17 protein-coding genes are annotated in these 19935 nt (G+C 65.2%); 7 read left to right on the forward strand and 10 right to left on the reverse strand.

What is annotated here, in order from left to right; all coding sequences use genetic code 11:
• Positions 1-54: 54 nt before the first annotated feature.
• The 7 genes from rpsA to G467_RS0104945 form a co-directional block, all read right to left on the reverse strand.
• On the reverse strand, positions 55-1746 hold the full coding sequence (gene rpsA / locus G467_RS0104915) for a 30S ribosomal protein S1 (RefSeq protein WP_022968622.1): 1692 nt from the start codon (positions 1744-1746) through the stop codon (positions 55-57).
• Between the two features lie 158 nt (positions 1747-1904).
• Positions 1905-2591 (reverse strand): (d)CMP kinase, encoded by a 687-nt coding sequence (gene cmk, locus G467_RS0104920; protein ID WP_022968623.1) that lies wholly within the window; start codon positions 2589-2591, stop codon positions 1905-1907.
• Positions 2592-2636: 45 nt separating this feature from the next.
• Positions 2637-3950, reverse strand: a complete 1314-nt coding sequence (aroA, locus tag G467_RS0104925; RefSeq protein ID WP_022968624.1) for a 3-phosphoshikimate 1-carboxyvinyltransferase — start codon at positions 3948-3950, stop codon at positions 2637-2639.
• Entirely contained in the window at positions 3947-5083 is a 1137-nt protein-coding gene (gene hisC / locus G467_RS0104930) for a histidinol-phosphate transaminase (RefSeq protein WP_022968625.1), read from the reverse strand. Before hisC ends, aroA begins: the two co-directional genes overlap by 4 nt.
• Before the next feature lie 2 nt (positions 5084-5085).
• Positions 5086-6246: a prephenate dehydratase gene (gene pheA, locus G467_RS0104935; RefSeq protein WP_022968626.1), complete on the reverse strand. Its 1161-nt coding sequence runs from the start codon at positions 6244-6246 to the stop codon at positions 5086-5088.
• Positions 6247-6249: 3 nt separating this feature from the next.
• Positions 6250-7335: a 3-phosphoserine/phosphohydroxythreonine transaminase gene (serC, locus tag G467_RS0104940; protein WP_022968627.1), complete on the reverse strand. Its 1086-nt coding sequence runs from the start codon at positions 7333-7335 to the stop codon at positions 6250-6252.
• A gap of 81 nt (positions 7336-7416) precedes the next feature.
• Entirely contained in the window at positions 7417-10575 is a 3159-nt protein-coding gene (locus G467_RS0104945) for a PAS domain S-box protein (RefSeq protein ID WP_022968628.1), read from the reverse strand.
• A 76-nt stretch (positions 10576-10651) separates the two neighbouring features.
• On the opposite strand from G467_RS0104945, the gene msrP reads away from it, so the two are divergent.
• Both msrP and G467_RS0104955 read left to right on the forward strand, forming a co-directional pair.
• The gene (gene msrP / locus G467_RS0104950; protein WP_022968629.1) at positions 10652-11617 is read left to right on the forward strand and encodes a protein-methionine-sulfoxide reductase catalytic subunit MsrP; all 966 of its coding nucleotides are present in this window, start codon (positions 10652-10654) and stop codon (positions 11615-11617) included.
• Positions 11617-12249 carry a protein-methionine-sulfoxide reductase heme-binding subunit MsrQ gene (locus G467_RS0104955; protein WP_022968630.1) on the forward strand — a complete coding sequence of 211 codons (633 nt, stop codon included), beginning with the start codon at positions 11617-11619 and terminating at the stop codon, positions 12247-12249. The genes msrP and G467_RS0104955 overlap by 1 nt, the downstream gene beginning before the upstream one ends.
• Here G467_RS0104955 and G467_RS15495 read toward each other — a convergent pair.
• Positions 12209-13099 (reverse strand): FHA domain-containing protein, encoded by an 891-nt coding sequence (locus G467_RS15495; protein ID WP_022968631.1) that lies wholly within the window; start codon positions 13097-13099, stop codon positions 12209-12211. The two genes, G467_RS0104955 and G467_RS15495, sit on opposite strands and share 41 nt — an antisense overlap.
• A gap of 116 nt (positions 13100-13215) precedes the next feature.
• Here G467_RS15495 and G467_RS0104970 point away from each other — a divergent pair, with 116 nt between their 5' ends.
• Positions 13216-13491: a polyhydroxyalkanoic acid system family protein gene (locus tag G467_RS0104970; RefSeq protein WP_022968632.1), complete on the forward strand. Its 276-nt coding sequence runs from the start codon at positions 13216-13218 to the stop codon at positions 13489-13491.
• Here the strand turns inward: G467_RS0104970 and G467_RS0104975 are convergent.
• The gene (locus G467_RS0104975) at positions 13467-14195 is read right to left on the reverse strand and encodes a DUF8198 family protein (RefSeq protein ID WP_022968633.1); all 729 of its coding nucleotides are present in this window, start codon (positions 14193-14195) and stop codon (positions 13467-13469) included. The genes G467_RS0104970 and G467_RS0104975 overlap by 25 nt on opposite strands.
• A gap of 136 nt (positions 14196-14331) precedes the next feature.
• Here G467_RS0104975 and G467_RS0104980 point away from each other — a divergent pair, with 136 nt between their 5' ends.
• The 3 genes from G467_RS0104980 to G467_RS0104990 all read left to right on the forward strand — a co-directional run bounded on the left by G467_RS0104980 (position 14332) and on the right by G467_RS0104990 (position 17455).
• Entirely contained in the window at positions 14332-15588 is a 1257-nt protein-coding gene (locus G467_RS0104980; RefSeq protein ID WP_022968634.1) for a patatin-like phospholipase family protein, read from the forward strand.
• Between the two features lie 120 nt (positions 15589-15708).
• Positions 15709-16296: a phasin family protein gene (locus G467_RS17160; RefSeq protein ID WP_081644580.1), complete on the forward strand. Its 588-nt coding sequence runs from the start codon at positions 15709-15711 to the stop codon at positions 16294-16296.
• Between the two features lie 187 nt (positions 16297-16483).
• Positions 16484-17455, forward strand: coding sequence for a restriction endonuclease (locus G467_RS0104990; protein WP_022968635.1), 972 nt, complete (start codon positions 16484-16486; stop codon positions 17453-17455).
• A 75-nt stretch (positions 17456-17530) separates the two neighbouring features.
• Here the strand turns inward: G467_RS0104990 and G467_RS0104995 are convergent, their stop codons facing one another.
• Entirely contained in the window at positions 17531-19519 is a 1989-nt protein-coding gene (locus G467_RS0104995) for an SDR family oxidoreductase (protein WP_022968636.1), read from the reverse strand.
• A 158-nt stretch (positions 19520-19677) separates the two neighbouring features.
• Between G467_RS0104995 and G467_RS0105000 the strand changes: the two genes are divergently transcribed.
• On the forward strand, positions 19678-19935 hold the full coding sequence (locus G467_RS0105000) for an acyl-CoA-binding protein (RefSeq protein ID WP_022968637.1): 258 nt from the start codon (positions 19678-19680) through the stop codon (positions 19933-19935).

Here is a 19935-nt window from a genome sequence, read left to right on the forward strand (position 1 = left end):
GCGGCGTTCAGTACGCGAAACACGCGGCCCGGGCGAACCCGGGCCGCGCAGGACTTACTCGCCCTTGTTCAGCTGCTCACGCAGCAGGGCGCCGAGCTTGGTGGTGCCGCTGGACGCATCGGCCTTGTTGATCTCAGCCATCGACTCGGCCACATCGGCCTCGTCCTTGGCGCGGATCGACAACTGCATGACGCGGCCCTTGCGGTCCATGCCCATGTACTTGGCTTCGATCTTCTCGCCGACCTTGAGGTACTGGGTGGCGTCTTCGACGCGTTCCTTGGCGATGTCGTTGGCCTTCACGTAGCCCTCGATGCCGCCTTCGACTTCGATGACCGCGCCGCGGGCGTCGACTTCCTTCACGGTGCCGGTGACGATCGCGCCCTTCTGGGTGGTCGCCATCACGGTGCCGATCGGATCCTGCTCAAGCTGCTTGACGCCCAGGGAGATGCGCTCGCGTTCCGGGTCGACGGCCAGCACGACGGCTTCCAGCGTGTCGCCCTTCTTGAAGTTGCGGACCACGTCTTCGCCGGTGGTGTTCCAGCTGATGTCGGACAGGTGCACCAGGCCGTCGATACCGCCGTCCAGGCCGATGAAGATGCCGAAGTCGGTGATCGACTTGATCTGGCCGGAAACCTTGTCGCCCTTCTTGAAGATGGCGGCGAAGGCTTCCCACGGATTCGCGGCGCACTGCTTGATGCCCAGCGAGATGCGGCGACGCTCGGCGTCGACGTCCAGGACCATCACTTCGACCTCGTCGCCCAGCTGGACGACCTTGGACGGGTTGACGTTCTTGTTGGTCCAGTCCATCTCGGACACGTGCACGAGGCCTTCCACGCCCGGCTCGATCTCGACGAACGCGCCGTAATCGGTGACGTTGGAGACCTTGCCGAACAGACGGGCGCTGGTCGGGTAACGACGGGCGATGTTGTCCCAGGGATCTTCACCGAGCTGCTTGAGGCCGAGCGAAACGCGGTTGCGCTCGCGGTCGTACTTGAGCACGCGAACCTTGAGCTCTTCGCCGACGTTGACGACTTCGGACGGATGGCGCACGCGCTTCCAGGCCATGTCGGTGATATGCAGCAGGCCGTCGATGCCGCCGAGGTCAACGAACGCGCCGTAATCGGTGAGGTTCTTGACGACGCCGGTGACGATCGCGCCTTCCTGCAGACGCTCGAGCATCTGCTCGCGCTCGACGCTGTTCTCGCTCTCGACCACCGCACGGCGGGAGACGACAACGTTGTTGCGCTTGCGGTCGAGCTTGATGATCTTGAACTCGAGTTCCTTGCCTTCCAGGTAACCCGGGTCGCGCACGGGGCGCACGTCCACCAGGGAACCCGGCAGGAACGCGCGAACGTCGCGGATATCGACGGTGAAACCGCCCTTGACCTTGCCGCTGATGCGACCGGTGACGATCTCGCCGGCTTCCATCGAGGTTTCCAGCTCGTCCCAGACCATGGCGCGCTTGGCTTTCTCGCGCGACAGCACGGTTTCACCGAAGCCGTTTTCCATCGATTCCAGGGCGACCTTGACGGTATCGCCGACGGCGACTTCCAGTTCACCCTGCTCGTTACGGAACTGCTCGATGGGCACGATGCCCTCGGACTTGAGGCCGGCGTTGATCACGACGACGTCGGAGCGGATTTCAACCACTACGCCGGAGACGATGGCGCCCGGCTTGAGCTTGGCGAAACCAATCTGGCTGGCTTCGAACAGCTCGGCAAAAGATTCGGAGAAGGACTCGGTCATTGTTTGAATACTCGGTTGAACACACGGGCTGTCGGCAGTCTTTGCCGGGCCCACCTGTTGTGCGCTTGCGCGCGTTGGGTTGTCCCGCACCTTCTGGCGCGGGGGTTTTCTGCCTGGGAAATCGCCGTCGCCCGTGGCGATTGCGATGACAGACGGCGCTAGCGGCGCCGCAGGGAATCCGGCAGCACCGCAAGCACGCGTTCGATCACCTCGGTGATCGGCATACCGGTGGAGTCCAGGAGAACCGCATCCAATGCGGGTTTCAGGGGCGCCACGGCACGTCCGGCATCGCGCTCGTCGCGAGCGGCGATTTCGTGCAGCAGACTGTCAAGATTAACGGAAACCCCTTTGTCTTTCAACTGCTTATAGCGCCTTTTGGCTCTTTCCTCGGCGCTCGCGGTCAAAAACACCTTGTACCCGGCGTCGGGGAAGATGACGGTGCCCATGTCCCGGCCGTCCGCGACCAGGCCGGGAGCCCGCCGGAAACGCTTTTGCAGGTCCAGCAAGGCTGTCCGGACCGGCGGATGCGCGGCGATCGCGGAAGCGGCCGCCCCGGCCGTTTCCATGCGCAGCTGATGCGTCGCGTCCTTGCCGTTGACGATGACCCGGGGCTCGCCGGCGTCGTCGGATTCGAAGCGGATCTCGGTGCGGGCCGCACAGGCGGCCACGGCATCCGGGTCGCTGAGGTCGATGCTTTCCCAAGCCGCCGCCAGCCCGACTGCCCGATAGATCGCCCCGGAATCGAGGTAATGCCAGCCCAGCCGGTCGGCGACGGCGCGACTGATCGTGCCTTTGCCGGAGCCCGAGGGGCCATCGATGGTGAGAACGGGGATGGTCGTGGGCATGGAGCTAGTCTACCGGACGCCCCACAGGCTTAAGAAATCCGCGCGTCATCGGGACGCCGCGGTTTCGAGCGCGAAACCGCAACTGCGGGCGAGCTCGACGAAACCGGGGAACGAGGTGGCGACATTGTCGCAATCACCGATGCGCACGGGCCCCGCCGCCCGCTGCGCGGCAATCGCCAGGCTCATCGCGATGCGGTGATCGCCGTGACTGTCGGCCTGCCCGCCCTGCAGGCGGCCGCCCTCGATGATCGCGCCATCGGGGGTTTCCTCGATCTTCGCCCCGAGCGCCGCCAGGCCACGCGCCATCGTGGCGATGCGGTCCGATTCCTTGACCCGCAATTCCGCCGCGCCCGTGACGACGGTTCGTCCTTCGGCGAGCGCGGCAGCGACAAACAGCGCCGGAAACTCGTCGATCATGTCGGGCACGAGCTGTTCGGGCACGGTAATCCCGCGGAGCGACGCATGGCGCACCCGCAAATCGGCAACCGCTTCCCCGCCCTGCTCGCCCGGATACTCCTTGGTGATGTCGGCGCCCATCAGGCGCAGCGCGGCGAGCAACCCGGTTCGTCGCGGATTCATGCCGACGCGCCGGATCAGCAGCTCGGATCCGGGAATCACCGACGCCGCGACCAGGAAGAACGCCGCCGACGAAAAATCCGCCGGCACCGACACGTCGGTCGCCTGCAGCCGGTGGCCGCCGGACAGGCGGGCCTGCCCGGGCGAGAAATCGATCGGCCAACCGAAGGCCCGCAGCATGCGTTCGGTGTAGTCACGCGTCGGATGCGGCTCATGCACGCGGGTTTCGCCTTGGGCGTACAAGCCGGCAAGCAGCACCGCCGACTTCACCTGCGCGCTGGCTACAGGCTGTTCAAAATCAATGCCTTGCATGTCATTACTCGCGTGAATTCTCAACGGCGGAAGACCGCCCGCTTCCGCCGCGATCTTGGCCTGCATACGCGTCAGCGGCTCGATCACGCGCGCCATCGGCCGCTTCGACAACGAGGCATCGCCGACCAGCACGCTGGCGAAGCCCTGCCCAGCCAATAGACCGGTGAGCAATCGCATGCCGGTGCCGGCATTGCCGCAATCGAGCGGTGCGTCGCTCGCGCGCAGGCCATGCATACCGACGCCGTGCACGATGCGCTCGCTGGGGTTCGGCGCCTCGATGCGCACGCCCAACTGCGCGAATATCCGTGCAGTCGCCCGCGTGTCCTCGCCCTCGAGAAAGCCGGTGATACGTGAGCTGCCATCGGCGATTGCCGCCAGCATGATCGCGCGATGGGAAATCGACTTGTCGCCGGGAACGGTGACTTCGCCGCGCAAGGGCCGACCGGGCGAGGCGATCCAGTCCAGGCTCATGCGAGCACCTCGTCCAGGACCTGCAGCAGGCGCCGGTTTTCCTCGCGATTACCGACCGTGATGCGCAGGCAGGTCGGCAGGCCGTAGCCCACCATCGGCCGCAGCACGACGCCGCGCTGCACCAGGGCCGCCTCGATGGGAGCCGCCTCGCGTCCGAAGTCGACCAGCAGGAAGTTGGTTTGCGACTCGGGCACGAACAGCCCGCGCTCGCGCAACAGCCGCGCCAGTTCGACCCGCGCTTCGGCATTGTGGTCGCGCACCCAGTCCAGATGGTCCTGGTCGTAGAGCGCAGCGCGCGCGGCGGCCAGGGCCGGCAGGTTCACGTTGAAGGATTCGCGGACGCGCTCCATCACCGCGACCAGACCCGGGTGCGCGGCGATGAAGCCCACACGCAGACCGGCCAGGGCATAACCCTTGGAAAATGTGCGAGCGACGATCAGGTTCGGGAATCGTTCCAGCAACAGCAGCGCCGACGGCAGTGACGGGTCGGTCACGAACTCCAGATACGCCTCGTCGACCACCACCAGCACCGAGGCCGGCACCGTCGCGAGGAAGGATGCGAGCGCCGCGCCGGAAAACCAGGTGCCGGTCGGGTTGTTGGGGTTGGCCAGGTAGACCAATCGGGTCTGGGGACCGATCAGCGCGGCCAACGCCGCGAGATCATGGCCGCGCGGCATCGCATGGTCCGTGGGCAAAGCCGGCGCCAGACGCAGCGTCGCTCCGGCCGCCTGCGCCGCAAGTGCGTACACCGCGAAACCGAATTGGGAGGCGACCACTTCCAATCCCGGTCCCGCGAACACCTGCGCCAGCATCATCAGCAATTCGTGCGAGCCGTTGCCGAGCAGGATCTGCGCTTCGTCCAGCCCGTGATACGAGGCCAGCGCCAGCTTCAAATCCGCGCCCAGCGGGTCGGGATAACGGTGCAACTCCTCCAGGCACGCGAGCACCGCGTCGCGGGCACGTGGGCTGGGGCCGTGGCTGTTTTCGTTCGAGCCCAGTTCGACCAGCACCTGCGCCGCGAATTTCCGCCGCAAGGCCACGAGATCGTGACCGGGATCGTAGGCGCGCAGGCGCTGCACGCCCGGCTGCGCCAGCGCTTGGAAATCCGGCACCGGCGTCACGGACGCGGCCACGGTCAGAGCAAGGCGACCGGGTACGAGCCCAGCACCTTCACGTCGGCGGCGTAGTCGCCGAGTTCGGACAGCGCCTTTTTCACCGGCTCGTCTTCGACATGGCCGCTGACGTCGATGAAGAACGCGTACTGCCAGCGCCCAGTGTGCGAAGGCCGCGATTCGATGCGGTTCATGCTCACACCGTATTTGGCGAACGGGCTGAGCACGTTGTAGAGCGCGCCCGGCTGATCCCGGACAAAAACCAGCAAGGACGTGCGGTCATGCCCGGACGGCGAGAACAGCTCGCGCCCCAGCACCAGGAAGCGCGTGGTGTTGTCCTGACGGTCTTCGATCGGCCCGGAGACGACTTTCAGGCCGTAGACATGTCCCGCCGACTCGCCGGCGATGGCCGCCGCGTCGTCGGCGGTGCGCGCACGCCGCGCCGCTTCGGCATTGCTGGCGACAGGAATCTTTTCGGCTTTGGGCAGGTTCTGCCGCAGCCAGGCCTTGCACTGCGCGAGTGACATCGGATGCGAATAGACGCGCTCGATGTCCTCCAGGCGGCCCGTGCGCGACATCAGGTGCTGATGCACGTGCAGCTCGACTTCGCCGCAGATCTTCAGGTTCGAGGTCAGGAACATGTCCAGGGTCGACTGGATGGTGCCCTGCCCCGAATTCTCCACCGGCACCACGCCGAAATCGGCATGCCCGGCTTCGACTTCCTGGAACACTTCTTCGATGCTCGCCAGCGGCAGCCCGCGCGCGGAATGACCGAAATGCTTGATCACCGCCTGCTGCGAGAACGTGCCTTCCGGACCGAGGAAGCCGATTTTCAGCGGCTCCTGCTGGGCCAGGCAGGCCGACATGATTTCCCGGAACAGGCGCAACAGCACTTCGTCGTTGAGCGGGCCGTCGTTGCGGTCCAGCACCTTGCGCAGCACCTGGGATTCGCGTTCGGGACGGTAGTAGTCGACGGCGGCTTTCAGCGGCCCCTTGGCACGACCGACCTGCTGCGCAAACCGCGCGCGCTCGGCGATCAGGGACTGGATCTGCTTGTCGATGCCGTCGATGCGCTCGCGCACCTCGGACAGAACCGGCGCCGCCGGTTCAGCCGGCCGAACCGCCTTCGCGGCCTTGCCGGCGGGCTTGGCCGCCGGTTTTTTCTTGCTGTCGCGCGTACCCATTGTTCATCCGTGTCGCTTGGCGAAATCGCCCATGAAACCTACCAGAGACTCGACCCCGGAAACCGGCATCGCGTTGTAGATCGAGGCGCGCATGCCGCCGAGGGCACGATGCCCCTTCAGGCCCAGCAGACCGGCGGCCTCGGCTTCCTTCAGGAAGGGCTTGTCCAGCTCGGCATTGGGCAGGAAGAACGGCACGTTCATCCACGAGCGCGCCGACGGTTCGACATCATTGCGGTAGTAGCCGCCCGAGCCGTCGATCGCCGAATACAGCAATTCCGACTTGCGACGGTTCTGCGTTTCCATCGCGGCGGCGCCGCCCTGCGCTTTGAGCCACTTCAGGACCAGGCCCACCACGTACCAGGAGAACGTCGCCGGGGTGTTGAACATCGAATCGTTCTTGGACTGGTTCTGCAGCTCGAAGATCGGCGGCAGGTTGCGGCCATGTTTGCCGAGCAGGTCCTTGCGCACGATGGCGATGGTCAGGCCGGACGGGCCGAGGTTCTTCTGCGCGCCGGCGTAGATCACGCCGAAACGCGAGACGTCGACACGGCGCGACAGGATGCTCGAGGAGAAATCCGCGACGAGCGGCGTGGCGCCGACGTCCGGGATGTCGTGGAACTCGACGCCGTGGATAGTCTCGTTCGGGGTGTAATGAAAAAACGCCGCGTCCTCGGACAACTGCCAGGTGCTGCGCGCCGGGATGCGCTTGTAGCCGCCGTCCTTGTCGCTGGCTACGACCCGGGTCTTAAGCAGGGGTTTGGCGTTTTCCAGGGCCTTTTCGCCCCAGTGGCCGGTGAGCAGGTAGTCACCGGTCTGTTCCGGGCCGGCAAGATTCATCGGCAGCAAGGCGGCCAGCGTGGTTGCACCGCCCTGCAGGAACAGCACGGAATAGTCGTCGCTGATGCCCATCAGCTCGCGCAGGTCGCGTTCGGTTTCGGCGGCGCAATCGATGAAGGCCTGACCGCGGTGACTGACTTCCATGACCGAGGCGCGTTCGCCCTGCCATTCGAGCAGTTCCGCCTGGACTTGCCGCAGGACGGCTTCGGGCAGCGCGGCGGGGCCGGCGCTGAAATTGTAGGCACGCGACATCGGAATTCCTCTCGGGGAGTGGCAGGCTAGCATGGGCTTCGGCGACGCCGGAACCCCTGCCCCGAGTCTGTGCGAACGCGCCTAGAGCCGCTGCTCGAATTCGTCCGGCGGCAGCGCCTGCGCGAACAGATAACCCTGCCCGTACTCGCAACCAAGCTCGAGCAACATCTGCCGTTGCCCCTCGGTTTCGATGCCTTCGGCGGTCAGCAGCAGGCCCAGATCCTTCGCGAAACCGATGATGGTGCGCACGATCGCGCGGTGACGCGGATTGGTTTCGAGATCGCGCACGAAAATCTGGTCGACCTTCAGCGCATCGAAGGCCGAGGCAGCGAAGGATTCCAACGACGAATAGCCGGTGCCGAAATCGTCGACGGCCAGGCCGACGCCCAGCGCCCGCAGCGAATCGAGCTGCGCCTCGGCGTGCTTGCGTCCGGATCGGAATACCGTTTCGGTCACCTCCAGGCGCAGGCGGCTGGGCGGCAACTGGTGGGTCTGCAGGAGATGGAACACATCCTCGACCATTTCCTTGGAGGCCATCTGCCGTTCGTCCACGTTGACGTTGACGACCAGGCCATCCAGCGCCGGGTAGGCCTTGCGCCAATGGGTCAGCTGGCGACAGGCCTCGCGCAGGACCCAGCTGTCCAGATCGATGATCAGGCCGGTTTCTTCAGCCACCGGCAGGAAGTCGTTCGGACCGAGCAGGCCGCGCTTGGGGTGTTGCCAGCGCACCAGGGCTTCGGCGCCGACGAGCTTGCCGGTTTTCAGTTCGACGATCGGCTGGTAGTGGAGCAGGAATTCGGCGCGTTCGAAGGCCAGCCGGAAATCGGTTTCCAGTTGCAGGCGCTGCCGGGCCTGGACGTGCATCGCCTCGTCAAACACGACATATCCGGACTTGCCGGCCGCCTTGGCGCGATACATCGCGGTGTCGGCGTCACGCAGCACCTGATCGGGCGATTCGTAGTCCGGGCGACCCAGCACGATGCCCAGGCTCGCCGCCGAGAACACCTGCTGCCCGCTGATCTCGAATGGCTGTTCGAACAGGTCGAGCACTTGCCTGGCGATGCCGACCACGCGCTCGTAGTCGCAGGGACCTTCCGGCAACAGCGTGAACTCGTCGCCGCCGTAGCGCGCAATGAGCACATCCTGGACCAGATGGTTCTCCAGACGACGGGCGATTTCGAGCAACAGGCGGTCGCCAGCGCTGTGGCCGAGGCTGTCGTTGACCCATTTGAAGCCATCAAGATCGAGAAAGATGACCGCGTAGGCGTTCTTGCCGCGACGCTCGTCCGGCGCCAGCCGCTCGGCGAGCCGGCGATTGAACAGCGCGCGGTTGGGCAGCCCGGTCAACGGATCGTGCGTGGCATGGAAGCGCAGGCGCGATTCGGCTTCGCGCTGGCGCGTGATGTCCAGAATCGTGCCGGTGGTGTGGCGCACGCCATCCAGATCGACCGGAGAAATGCTCACGCGCACATAGACCCGCTGGCCGTTGCTGTGCAGCAGGCAGCTTTCATACTCGCTGCGCATGGTGCCGGTGCTGAGAAAACGCTCACGCTCCTGATGCAGGCTGCGCAGCATTTCTGGGGCAACCAGCTCCAGGTAGTCGATGCCGACGATTTCCGCTTCCTTGCGCCCGACCATGTCGGCCAGGGCATGGTTGGCGTACACCAGTCGCGAGCCGGTCATGATGAAGACGCCGACCTGGCTCTGTTCGACCAGGGTGCGGTACTTGTTTTCCGAACGCAGCAGCGCCTGCTGCATTTCATGCCGGGCCTGGATGTCGAGCACCGAGCCGGTGAACGACACCGGGTTGCCAGCCTCGTCGCGATCCAGGCGCACGCTGGCGCTGACCCAGCGGCGCTGGTTGTCGCGCGTACGGATTTCGACCTCGTACTGACTGAACGAGCCATCGCGAATCGCGCGCTCGAGCAGGACCTGGCGTTCGTCGGGGTTGGCGTAAACCTGCAGCATGTCGCGCAGCTCGGCGCGCAGCTGTTCGACACTGTCGAAGCCGATCATGCGCGCCATGCTCGGGTTTACTTCGATGATCGTTCCGTCCAGACCGGTACGGAACAGACCGGCCGGCGAGTCCTGGAACAATTCGCGATAGCGCGCCTCGGCCGCTGCGATGACATCCTGCTGGCGACGTTCCTCGGTCACGTCGCGCAAGGTACCGGTCGAAGCGATATCGCCCTGGTAGTCGACGGCATCGGCGCGCACCTCGCACAGGATCACCTGACCGTCCTTGCGCCGCATATGCACTTCGTACAGCTGCCGCACGCGCGAACCGCTTTCGCGTTCCTGCCGGCGCGATCGCTGCGCGGGCAGATCGGGCTGGTCGACCAGGGTCATGTAGTCCTTGCCGATGAGTTCGTCGGGCGTGTAGCCCAGCAGATCGGCCATCGCCTCGTTGGCGTACCGCACCTTGCCGCGCTGGATGAGGAAGACGCCGTCGCGGCTGTTGTCGAGCAGCACCTGGTACAGCAGTTTCGTCTGCTGCAGGGCTTCTTCCGCGGCGACCTGAGCCGTGATGTCCTCGAGCGAACCTTCGTAGAAGATCGACTTGCCGTCGACATCGGCGATCAGGCGCAGGTTCTCGCTGACCCAGAGAATCGTACCGTCGCGCCGTCGCACGCGCACGCGCGTCTGCTCGATCCGGCCGGTTTCCTTCAGGCGCGCACGCGTGGCCTCGACCTGGTCGCGATCCACGTAGAACTGGCTGGCATCGGTGGCGAGCGCCAGAAGCAATTCGGCCGGCGAGTCGTAACCGAGGATGCGCGCCATCGCCGGGTTGGCGTCGACGAAACCGCCGTTCGCCAGACAGCGAAAAATGCCCTCAGACGCATTCAGATACAGGCCGCGATACAGACCTTCGATGCGGTCCGCTGCTTTCTCGCGATGGTCGTCCGGAACGATCTGCAAGAGGCAGAACAGCATCGGCTCGCCCTGCGACTGGATGATCTCCACATGCAGTCGGCCGGGCAGTTCGCGACCATCCAGACAATTGACCGCGGCGACGGCGTCGACGATGCGACGCTCCACCCGCAGGCTTTCCCAGAGCTGGGCGCGAAAGGTGGGGTCGCGCCACAGCCCGACTTCGGCCGGAATGCGCCCGATCACCTCGTCGCGACGATAGCCGGTGATACGCTCGAACGCCGGATTGACGTCGCGGAAACGACCATCGTCTGCACTGAGCAGGGCGACGATGCTCTCCGACGACGCGAATGCCTCCAGCAGGCGCATCCCTTTCCCCTGTGAGTGCCTCTGAGTTCCGAGAATAGCCGTCGCCCCCGATATCGCCTAGCCCCAGGAGAAGCGCATGCTGATTCGTCCCCCCGCGGACATCCCCGAATCGCAGGTCACGCCGGAATCGGTCTACCTGAGCCGCCGCAAGTTGATCGGCGTCGCCTTGTCGGCACCCATGTTGGCCTTGGCGGCCTGCAGTCGAGGTGAAGAAAAGGACGGCGTGCCGACGCAGGTCGTCGCCGACAGTCCCGACGGCTTTCGCTCCGGCGAAGAGCTCACCCGATTGCAGGATGTGACGAGCTACAACAACTTCTACGAATTCGGACTCGGCAAGGGCGATCCTTCCCGCCAGGCCGGCAGTCTGCGAACGCAGCCCTGGTCGGTGACGGTGGCCGGTCACGCCGAGGTCACAGGGCGCTTCACGCTGGAGGATGTGCTCAAGCTTGCGCCCGCCTCCGAGCGCATCTACCGGCTGCGTTGCGTCGAAGGCTGGTCGATGGTCATCCCCTGGCTGGGCCTGCCGCTCGCAGCGGTGCTGCAACACTTCAAGCCCACGTCCCGGGCAAAGTTTGTCGCATTCACCACGCTGGCCGACATCGAACAGATGCCTGCGCTTGCCGATGGCGTGCTCGACTGGCCGTACAAGGAAGGCTTGCGCATCGACGAAGCGATGCATCCCCTCGCCTTTCTTGCGACCGGCTTGTACGGCAAGGCCTTGCCCAACCAGAACGGCGCACCGCTGCGCCTGGTCGTGCCCTGGAAGTACGGCTTCAAAAGCATCAAGTCGATCGTCGCCATCGAATTTACCGAGACCATGCCGACGACAAGCTGGAACGCGTCGGCGCCCGACGAATACGGCTTCTATTCCAATGTGAATCCGGATGTTGCGCATCCGCGCTGGAGCCAGAAATCGGAACGGCGCATTGCAGGCACGGCCAGCAAACTGTTCGCCGAGCGCATACCCACACGGCCGTTCAACGGCTATGCCGCGCAGGTCGCCTCGCTTTATGCGGGCATGAATCTGAGACAATGGTTCTGATGCGATTTCAAGCGCGCTGGATCGTCGCCAAAGTCGTCGCGCACGTGCTGGCCCTGACGCCGTTGGCGCTGATGATCTGGGCGGCGGCGAACGACGGACTGGGCGCCGACCCGGTCGCCGAACTCACGCATCGCAGCGGCGACTGGGCGCTGCGGGGGCTGCTCGCCTGTCTTGCGATGACGCCGCTACGGCGCCTGTCGGGGCAATCCTGGCCGATCCGCTTCCGGCGACTGCTCGGGCTGTACGCTTTTTTCTACGCAAGCCTGCATCTGGCGGTGTACGTCGTGCTCGATCTCAACGGCTTCTGGTCGCAGATCCTCACCGACCTCGTCAAACGCCCATTCATCACGGTCGGCTTCACTGCTTGGCTGCTGTTGCTGCCCCTGGCGATCACCTCGACCCAAGGTTGGATGCGACGACTTGGACGACGCTGGGGACAGCTGCATCGGGCCGTCTATGTGGCGGGCGTGCTCGCGGTCCTGCATTTTTTCTGGCTGGTCAAAGCCGACCTGCGCGAGCCGCTGATGTATGCGGCAATCCTGGCGGTGTTGCTGGGCCTACGCCTGCTCTGGGCCTGGCGTCGGCCGGCCGTCAGGCGCCAATCCGCGGCGAGTACACCAGCAGCGCAGTAAGCGCGGCGGCGAGCACGGCCGCCGCTGCGATGAGCCACCACAAGGCGCCGGGATCGACCTGGGTGCCCGGCGGTGGCTCCGCTTCCGGACCGGTCGGCGGTATCGAGGACGGACGGTCGGCGGCAATCGGGACCTTCACGGCCTGGATCGTCTGGGTATGGGTCATCGGCCCGCCGCGTACAGCGACGGACTGGCCGCGGGTCGGCAACCCCGGGGCTTCAAGAACGAAACGATGCTGGTCCATGGCGATCTGGTCGCCGGGAGCCAGCACCGCATCGCGGACCGGCACGCCGTTGACGACGCAGCCCTCGCCCGGGCTCAGAGCCCGCAGGACAACGCGGTCGCCATGCAGTTCGAACTGGGCGTGACGCTCGGCCAAGGCCGGATCGTCAATGGGGATATCGCAATTGGCCGAGCGGCCGACCACGCGTGGCTCGGTCAGGGTGAAGCAGCGGCCGAACTGGCTGCCGGATACGGCACGCAGGGCCACGCGAACCGCGCTGACGCGCTGCGCTTCGGCCAGGGCCGGCGGCGCGGCCGGTGGAATGCTGCGGTCGATGCTTTCGGGATGGCCGTCGCCAATGACCAGCTGCACCTGCTCGAGCAGGATCTGGTCGCCGATGCGCAACAGGGCAACGCGACGAACCGGCCGGGCATTGAGATGCACGCCGGGCGTTCCCGGGGGAACACGCAGCCACAGCCCGCGACGATCGGCAATGATGCTGGCATGGTGAGACGCCAGCCCGCGCCCGGAGATCGAAATCCCCAAGCCCGTGCGGCTGCCTATGCTCATCTCGCCGTGGTCGAAGGCGACACCGGGGTGTTCGCCATTCGGAAACGTCAACTGCATCTCTTCCCTCCGACGGGCGAATCTAGCACAGGGTCTGCGCGGCGATGTTGGTGCAGACGAAAAATGGCCGCAGAATAGGCCGCAAGCGATCCGCAAGGCCGACAAGGAGGCCGACCATGCCCAGTATCGATATCAAGCGCAGCCACGACAGGCCGCTCGCGGAAGCGAAGCAGTCCATCGATCGTGTCGCCGCCCACATCGCCAAGAAGTTTTCCGTCGCCTGCGAATGGGACGGCAATACGCTCAACTTTTCCCGTCCCGGCGTCGACGGCCACATCAAGGTCAGCGCCAAGTCCGTGCACGTCACGGCCGAATTGGGCTTCCTGCTGATGATGCTCAAGGATTCGGTGGAACGCGAAATCCACCGCTACCTCGACGAAGAATTCGGCTGAGCAAACGGATCGGCATGCCCGGCGAACAGTCGCCGGGACACCTCCATTTCCTGCGCGCCGATGCGTTCGAGAAAGAGGTCGGCGCCGCCCAGCGCTTCGAAGGCAGTGAATCCGCGTTCCAGAAACGCCTGCAACTCGTGCAGGCCGGCCAGATGGGCCGGCAGCCGGGACGCCTTGAGCAGCTTGAAAATGCCGTGCTTGTGCACGGCCGCGTCCAGCGTCCGTCCGACGCCGAGCACCAGCTCGATCTGATGGCGCCGCAGCCGGGGACAACCGGCGTGACGGTAGGCGCGCACATAGTCGGCTAATGAAATCGCGGCCATCGGGTCCTTGCGCGCCGCCAGGGACTCGGCCAGCCGCAAGTCGAACGCGTGGCTGAGCACGGCCAGCTCGATTGCATCGGCGGCTGCCCGCAGCAAGGTCTCGGGCAGGATCCGCGACATCAGCGGCAGGATCCGCGCGGCGTCCCGGTCACGGGCACTGAAGTCCTTGTCGCCATACAGATCGGTGAGAAAGAACTCCGCCGCCGGCCGCATGTTCGGCGTCGCCAGGAAATCCCGGAAACTCGTCTCGAGCCGACGCGCCTGCCACTGCCGCAGCAAAGGCAGGGTCGGCAGCCGGTTGCGCGGGTCCCGCGCCGGATCATGGACGGCCCGTTGCCAGGCCAGGCGCCGAGCCAGTCGATCTCTGAGGCGCTGGTTCATTCGGGCTCCGGTCGCATCAAGGCAGGGGGACTGGCGGCGGGACGCCGGCCCGGGGTTTCGTGCCGCGAGACCGGCGTCCCCTTGCCGGGTCATCGGCTCGGGCTACAATCCCGGCGCTTCCCAAGGGTCCAATAGCATGCTTCTTCTTCAATCTGCCCGGAAGCCACCCAAGAGCCAGGGCCGCATCGGTCTGGCCATCGCCGGTGGCGGACCGATCGGCGGAATGTACGAACTCGGCGCCCTGCGCGCCCTGGACCAGGCGATCGAAGGCCTCGACCTTACCCGGCTCGAGGTCTATGTCGGTGTCAGCTCCGGCGCGTTTCTCGCCGCCGGCCTGGCCAACCGCATGAGCACCGGCGACATGTATCGCCTGTTCATCACGGGCGACAGCCACGAGGTCCGTTTCCGGCCGGAAATCTTCCTGCAGCCGGCCTTCCTCGAATACCTGCAGCGTGCCGCGAACCTGCCGCGCCTGGCCTACGAATGGTGGCGCGACATCCTCACCGATCCCACCGGCTCGCACCTGAGCGATGTCGTCGGTCGCCTCGGCGGCTTGATCCCCACCGGCATCTTCAACAACGCCGAGATCGAACGCTATCTGCGCAGCGTCTTCAGCAGCCGCGGCCGTAGCAACGATTTCCGCGAACTCGAGCGCCCGCTTTACGTCGTCGCGGTGGACCTGGACAACGGCAAGGCCGTGCGCTTCGGCGGTCCGGGCTGGGAAGACGTGCCGATCTCGCGCGCCGTCCAGGCCAGCGCCGCCCTGCCCGGTCTGTATCCGCCGGTGGACATCCGCGGCCATCATTTCGTCGACGGCGCGCTGCGCCGGACCATGCATGCCTCAGTCGTACTCGACCACGGCGTCGATCTCATGCTGGGCATCAATCCGCTGGTGCCGTTCAATGCCAGCCGCGCGCACAGCCATCCCGAGGGCCTGGACAAACTCGCCGAAGGTGGCCTGCCCGTCGTGCTGTCGCAGACCTTCCGCACGCTGCTGCAATCGCGCATGCAGGTCGGTCTGGCCAAATACGCGCAGCAGTACCCGACGGTCGACCAGATGGTGCTGGAGCCCAACGAGGACGATGGCGAGATGTTCTTCACCAACATCTTCAGTTATTCGTCGCGTCAGCGCGTCTGCGAACATGCCTTCCGCAGCACCCTGGCCGACCTGCGCAAACAGCGCGCCGTGCTGGGCCCGATGCTCGAACGCCACGGCCTGCGCCTGCGCGACGAGGTTCTCGACGATCCGGATCGCTCGGTCGAAAAAGGCCTCGGCAAGAGTCATCGCTCGACCGAAACGACCGCGCGTCTGCATCGTGCGCTCGACGATGTCGATGCCTTGATCGCGAAACGACGCACGCGTCATCGCCGCACCAACACGCGCCGTCGTTGATCCGAAACACGGCGGCATTACGCTGCCGCCGCCCGCGCCTTGGTGTGAATGCTCTAGACAGGGCCTTCAGATTGGCGCCACACAGGGCTCCGCCCAACCATTTTTCGAGGGAAGTTGCACATGGCCAAGCTCAAGAAAACCGTCCGCGCGAAAGCGGCGAGCAGCAAGAACAACGCCGCCGACCTGCAGGCCAAGGCCGAGCAGATGTCGCGCTCGCTGGTCGAGTCGGCACAGCAGATCTGGATGGCCGGCGTCGGCGCGTTCAACCGTGCGCAGGGCGAAGGTTCGAAGATGTTCGAAGCGCTGGTGAAGGAAGGCATGACCATCGAGCAGACCACCCGCAAGCTCACCGCCGGCAAGGTCGACGCCGTGCGTGATGTCGTCGAAGGCCGCGTCGGCGTAGTCCGCGAACGCGCTTCCGACACCTGGGATCGCCTCGAGAAGGTGTTCGAGGAGCGCGTGCAGCGCGCCCTGAACCGTCTCGGCGTGCCGGGCCGCGAAGAGCTGGCCGACCTGATCGGTCGCGTCGACGCGCTCACCACCGAGCTCAAGAAGTCGGGCAAGTCGGTGCCGGCCGCCAAGAAGCCGGTCGTGAAGGCCGTCAAGGCGAGCCGCAAGCCGGCCGCCAAAAAGGCGACCAAAACCGCCAAGGCCGCCAAGCCCTCGCGCAAGACCTTGCCGAAGGCCGCCAAGCCCGTCGCCCCGTAACGATTCACGGTTGCGCCCGCCAGCCCCAAAAGAAGTTCGTTAGATCCCTCCCCTTACGACTTCGGCTGGCGGGCCTTTCTAACCCGCTCGACGCCCGGCCCTCGCCGGGCGTTTTTCGTTTTCGCCCTGTCCGGGATACCGGGTTATCCTTCGGGTCCCCCCGCGATACGTTGAGTTGGAGATCTACATGTCGGCAGCATTGGCAGCCATTCTCGTCACCCTGTTTGGACTCGCTGCGGCGGGATGGTGGTTTGGCGTGCACCGGCGCCGGCAGGCGGAAACCGAGGCCGGCATCGATGCCTTGGCGGCGATGAAATGGCGCGAATGCGTCGGCCTGGTCCTCGAAGCGCTGAGCCGCGAAGGCTTCCGGGAGGCCCCGGCCTCCCGCCAACCCGGCGACGGCGGTACCGAATTCCTGTTGACCCGCAACAACGAGCAGGTCCTGCTCGGCTACAAACACGGCACGGCCTATCGCCTCGGCGAAGCGAACGTGCGCGATTTCGCCAACGGCGTGCAATTGGCCGGTGCCACCAGCGGCATCCTCCTGACCCTCGGGTCGGCTGAAGGCACCGCGCGCGATACCGCGCGCCGTTACGGCGTCGAGGTCATCGACGGCAATGCCTTGTGGCCGAAGGTGCAGGACTATGTGCCCGCACAGATCGTGGAAAACGTCAGGGCCCAGGCCGCGGAAAGAACCCGCAAGGGTCTGTGGTCGGGTGCGGTCGGCAGCGTCCTGCTCGGCGTGGCGACGTTGCTGCTTGGCAATCCTTTTGATTTTGATGCCGATGCGCCCGTCGCGCTGCCGGCGGCAAGCACGCAGGCCGCGCCCGCGAAGATCGATTTGGACGCCTCCGCCAAGCAGATCAACGCCGCCGCCGCGGCGATGGCCGAGGTGGCCAAGATGTCGGAGACCGAACTCGCCCAGCGCCGGGTAGAAGCCGCCACCAAAGTGAGCACCTTCACCCAGGTTGGCAGTGCGGCCTGGTCCACGCAGTCGACCCTGCTGGTCATGCTCAAGCGCACCGACGGCGACGAAAAGAACCTCACCCAGGACATCTGCCGGATCCTCACTCAGTACGAGGAACTGCGCTATACGCGCGTCCAGCTCGACCCGCCCATGAACTCGAACATCCCGGTGCGCTGGCGCTCCTGCCAGTAACGCGCGCACGACGTCCGCAAAAGAAAAAACCCGCGCCAAGCGCGGGTTTTCTCTTTATACGAAGGACGACCGCGCCTACCAGTGCACGCCGCGCATGAGGGCCGCGAAAGCGATCTGTTCGCTGCTCGGCTGCTCGCTCTTGAGCGCCTTGCGATCGCCCTTCGCCGCGGCCGAATCCGGGAACATCTCGAACGCGGTGTTCATGATGACCTCGTAGGCCTTCGGCACCAGCGCATTCAAGGTCGCAGCGAAGATGCCCATCCGCGTGGCCACGCGGCTCGGCCGCTCGATGATCGCCTTGACGACCAGGTCGGCGGCTTCTTCCGGCGTCAGCGTCGGCACCGAGTCGTACATCTTGGTCGGCGCGATCATCGGCGTCTTCACCAGCGGCATGTTGACCGTGGTGAATGCGATGTTCTTGCCGCTGAACTCGGCCTGCGCGCAACGGCTGAATGCATCCAGCGCCGCCTTCGAAGCGACATAGGCCGAGAATCGCGGCGAACTGGCCAGCACGCCGATCGAGCTGATGTTGATGATGTGACCCTTGTGACGATGGGTCATCTGCGGCAGGAAGCCCATGATCAGGCGCAGGCAGCCGAAGTAGTTCAGCTGCATCGTGCGCTCGTAATCGTGGAAGCGATCGTAGCTGGCCTCAACCGAACGCCGGATCGAGCGACCAGCGTTGTTGACCAGCACGTCCACGTGCTTGTGATCGTGCAGCACCTTCTTGACCAGCTCGTCGCAGGACGCGAGGTCGGTCAGGTCGCAGGTGTAGGCCCAGCACTTTCCGCCGAGCGCGAGAATCTCGTCGCGGGTCTTGGTCAGCTCCTCTTCGCCACGCGCGACGATGATGACCTTGGCGCCGGCCTCGGCCACCTTGATCGCCGAGGCGCGGCCGATACCGGACGAACCGCCGGTGATGAGCACGACCTTGTTCTCGACCTTGCCGCGCAGCGAGCGGTCGATGAACAGGTCCGGGTCCAGATGACGCTCCCAGAAGTCCCACAGGCGCCAGGCATAGCCTTCGAGATCGGGCACGCTGATCTTGCTGCCCTTGAGCGCGCGCTCGGTTTCGCGGCTATCGAAACGGGTCGGATACGTGATCAGCTTCAGGGTCTGCGGCGGCAGGCGCAGATCCTTGAGCAGCATGCTGGTGAAGCGCTTGACCGGCGGCAGGTTCAGCACCGCGCCGCGCACCGCGCCGGGCACGACCGCGAGCATGCGGGCGTCCAAGCGCATGGTCATTTCCGGCGCATGCGCCGCCCGGCAGAAGGTGTTGAGCACTTCGCCGATGCGCTTGGGGTCCGGATCGACCAGGTGGAAGCATTTGCCGTCCAGGCCCTTCTTGTGGGCGATGTGGTCCATCGCGTCGACGACGAAGTCCACGGGCACGATATTGATGCGGCCGCCCTCGATACCCAGGGTCGGCATCCACTGCGGCAGAGCCTGACGCATCTTCTTGATGAGGGTGAACAGATAGTACGGACCGTCGATCTTGTCGATCTCGCCGGTTTGCGAATGTCCCACGACCGCGCCGGGACGGTAGATGCGGTAGGGAACCTTGCATTCCTTGCGCACCAGTCCCTCGGAATCGTGCTTGGTGCGGAAATACGGATCGGACAGGCCCTCGGCCTCGTCGAACATGTCCTCGCGGAACACGCCGGGGTACAGGCCGGCGGCGGCGATCGAGCTGGTGTGGTGGAAGCAGCCGGCCTTGACCGCGCCGGCGAGTTCGATCGCGTGGCGCGTGCCTTCCACGTTCGCGACTTTCTGCGATTCGGCATCCGCCGACAGGTCGTAGATCGCGGCCAAGTGGAAAAAGTGCTGGACCTTGCCGGCCAGCGCCTTGATCTGCGCCGCGCTCAGGCCGAGCTTGGGCTTGGACAGGTCACCGGTGACCGCGATCACGCGTTTACGGTCCCAGCCCATTTTTTCGCCGATGGCATCAAGCTTTTTCTCGGACCCCTTGCGCACCAGCACGTGGATCGTGCCCTTGCGCTTGAGCAGATTGCTGACCAGGAAACGTCCGACGAAACCGGTCGCGCCAGTGACGAAATAACTCATGATTGCCCCCACCCCGAGACGATGACCGGCCACGCCAGCCAAGAGCCGCTAACTTGCCAGACGAACGCTACCGTTACAAACATTCCGGCGCACTCGTTGACCGCTTCCGGGGGCCGTGATATCACCAACGCTTGCCCTGTTCGCCGAGACCGAGTGCCATGTCCGACCTCAAGAAGCAGTTCGAGAAAGCCGCCAAAGACATCATGAGCCTGGCCGATCGTCCCGATAACGACACCATGCTCCGGCTCTATGGCCTCTACAAGCAGGGGTCCGAGGGCGACGTCAAAGGCCCGAAGCCGGGCTTCTTCGATTTCGTCGGCACCGCCAAGTACGAAGCCTGGGAAAAAATGGCCGGCACCGACTCCGAGCAGGCGATGAAGAAATACGTCGATCTGGTCAAGAAGCTGGTCGGCTGA

The sequence above is a fragment of the Arenimonas oryziterrae DSM 21050 = YC6267 genome (genome assembly GCF_000420545.1).
Taxonomy (GTDB): domain Bacteria; phylum Pseudomonadota; class Gammaproteobacteria; order Xanthomonadales; family Xanthomonadaceae; genus Arenimonas; species Arenimonas oryziterrae.

Excerpts from the sequence above, each read along its gene's own strand:
- G467_RS0105000 (WP_022968637.1), top strand. The coding sequence starts at position 19,678 with ATGTCCGACCTCAAGAAGCAGTTCGAGAAAGCCGCCAAAGACATCATG.
- G467_RS15495 (WP_022968631.1), bottom strand. The coding sequence starts at position 13,099 with ATGCAGTTGACGTTTCCGAATGGCGAACACCCCGGTGTCGCCTTCGAC.
- G467_RS0104970 (WP_022968632.1), top strand. The coding sequence starts at position 13,216 with ATGCCCAGTATCGATATCAAGCGCAGCCACGACAGGCCGCTCGCGGAA.
- pheA (WP_022968626.1), bottom strand. The coding sequence starts at position 6,246 with ATGGGTACGCGCGACAGCAAGAAAAAACCGGCGGCCAAGCCCGCCGGC.
- aroA (WP_022968624.1), bottom strand. The coding sequence starts at position 3,950 with ATGAGCCTGGACTGGATCGCCTCGCCCGGTCGGCCCTTGCGCGGCGAA.
- G467_RS0104990 (WP_022968635.1), top strand. The coding sequence starts at position 16,484 with ATGTCGGCAGCATTGGCAGCCATTCTCGTCACCCTGTTTGGACTCGCT.
- rpsA (WP_022968622.1), bottom strand. The coding sequence starts at position 1,746 with ATGACCGAGTCCTTCTCCGAATCTTTTGCCGAGCTGTTCGAAGCCAGC.
- G467_RS0104945 (WP_022968628.1), bottom strand. The coding sequence starts at position 10,575 with ATGCGCCTGCTGGAGGCATTCGCGTCGTCGGAGAGCATCGTCGCCCTG.
- G467_RS0104975 (WP_022968633.1), bottom strand. The coding sequence starts at position 14,195 with ATGAACCAGCGCCTCAGAGATCGACTGGCTCGGCGCCTGGCCTGGCAA.
- msrP (WP_022968629.1), top strand. The coding sequence starts at position 10,652 with ATGCTGATTCGTCCCCCCGCGGACATCCCCGAATCGCAGGTCACGCCG.
- cmk (WP_022968623.1), bottom strand. The coding sequence starts at position 2,591 with ATGCCCACGACCATCCCCGTTCTCACCATCGATGGCCCCTCGGGCTCC.
- G467_RS0104980 (WP_022968634.1), top strand. The coding sequence starts at position 14,332 with ATGCTTCTTCTTCAATCTGCCCGGAAGCCACCCAAGAGCCAGGGCCGC.
- G467_RS0104995 (WP_022968636.1), bottom strand. The coding sequence starts at position 19,519 with ATGAGTTATTTCGTCACTGGCGCGACCGGTTTCGTCGGACGTTTCCTG.
- G467_RS0104955 (WP_022968630.1), top strand. The coding sequence starts at position 11,617 with ATGCGATTTCAAGCGCGCTGGATCGTCGCCAAAGTCGTCGCGCACGTG.
- serC (WP_022968627.1), bottom strand. The coding sequence starts at position 7,335 with ATGTCGCGTGCCTACAATTTCAGCGCCGGCCCCGCCGCGCTGCCCGAA.
- G467_RS17160 (WP_081644580.1), top strand. The coding sequence starts at position 15,709 with ATGGCCAAGCTCAAGAAAACCGTCCGCGCGAAAGCGGCGAGCAGCAAG.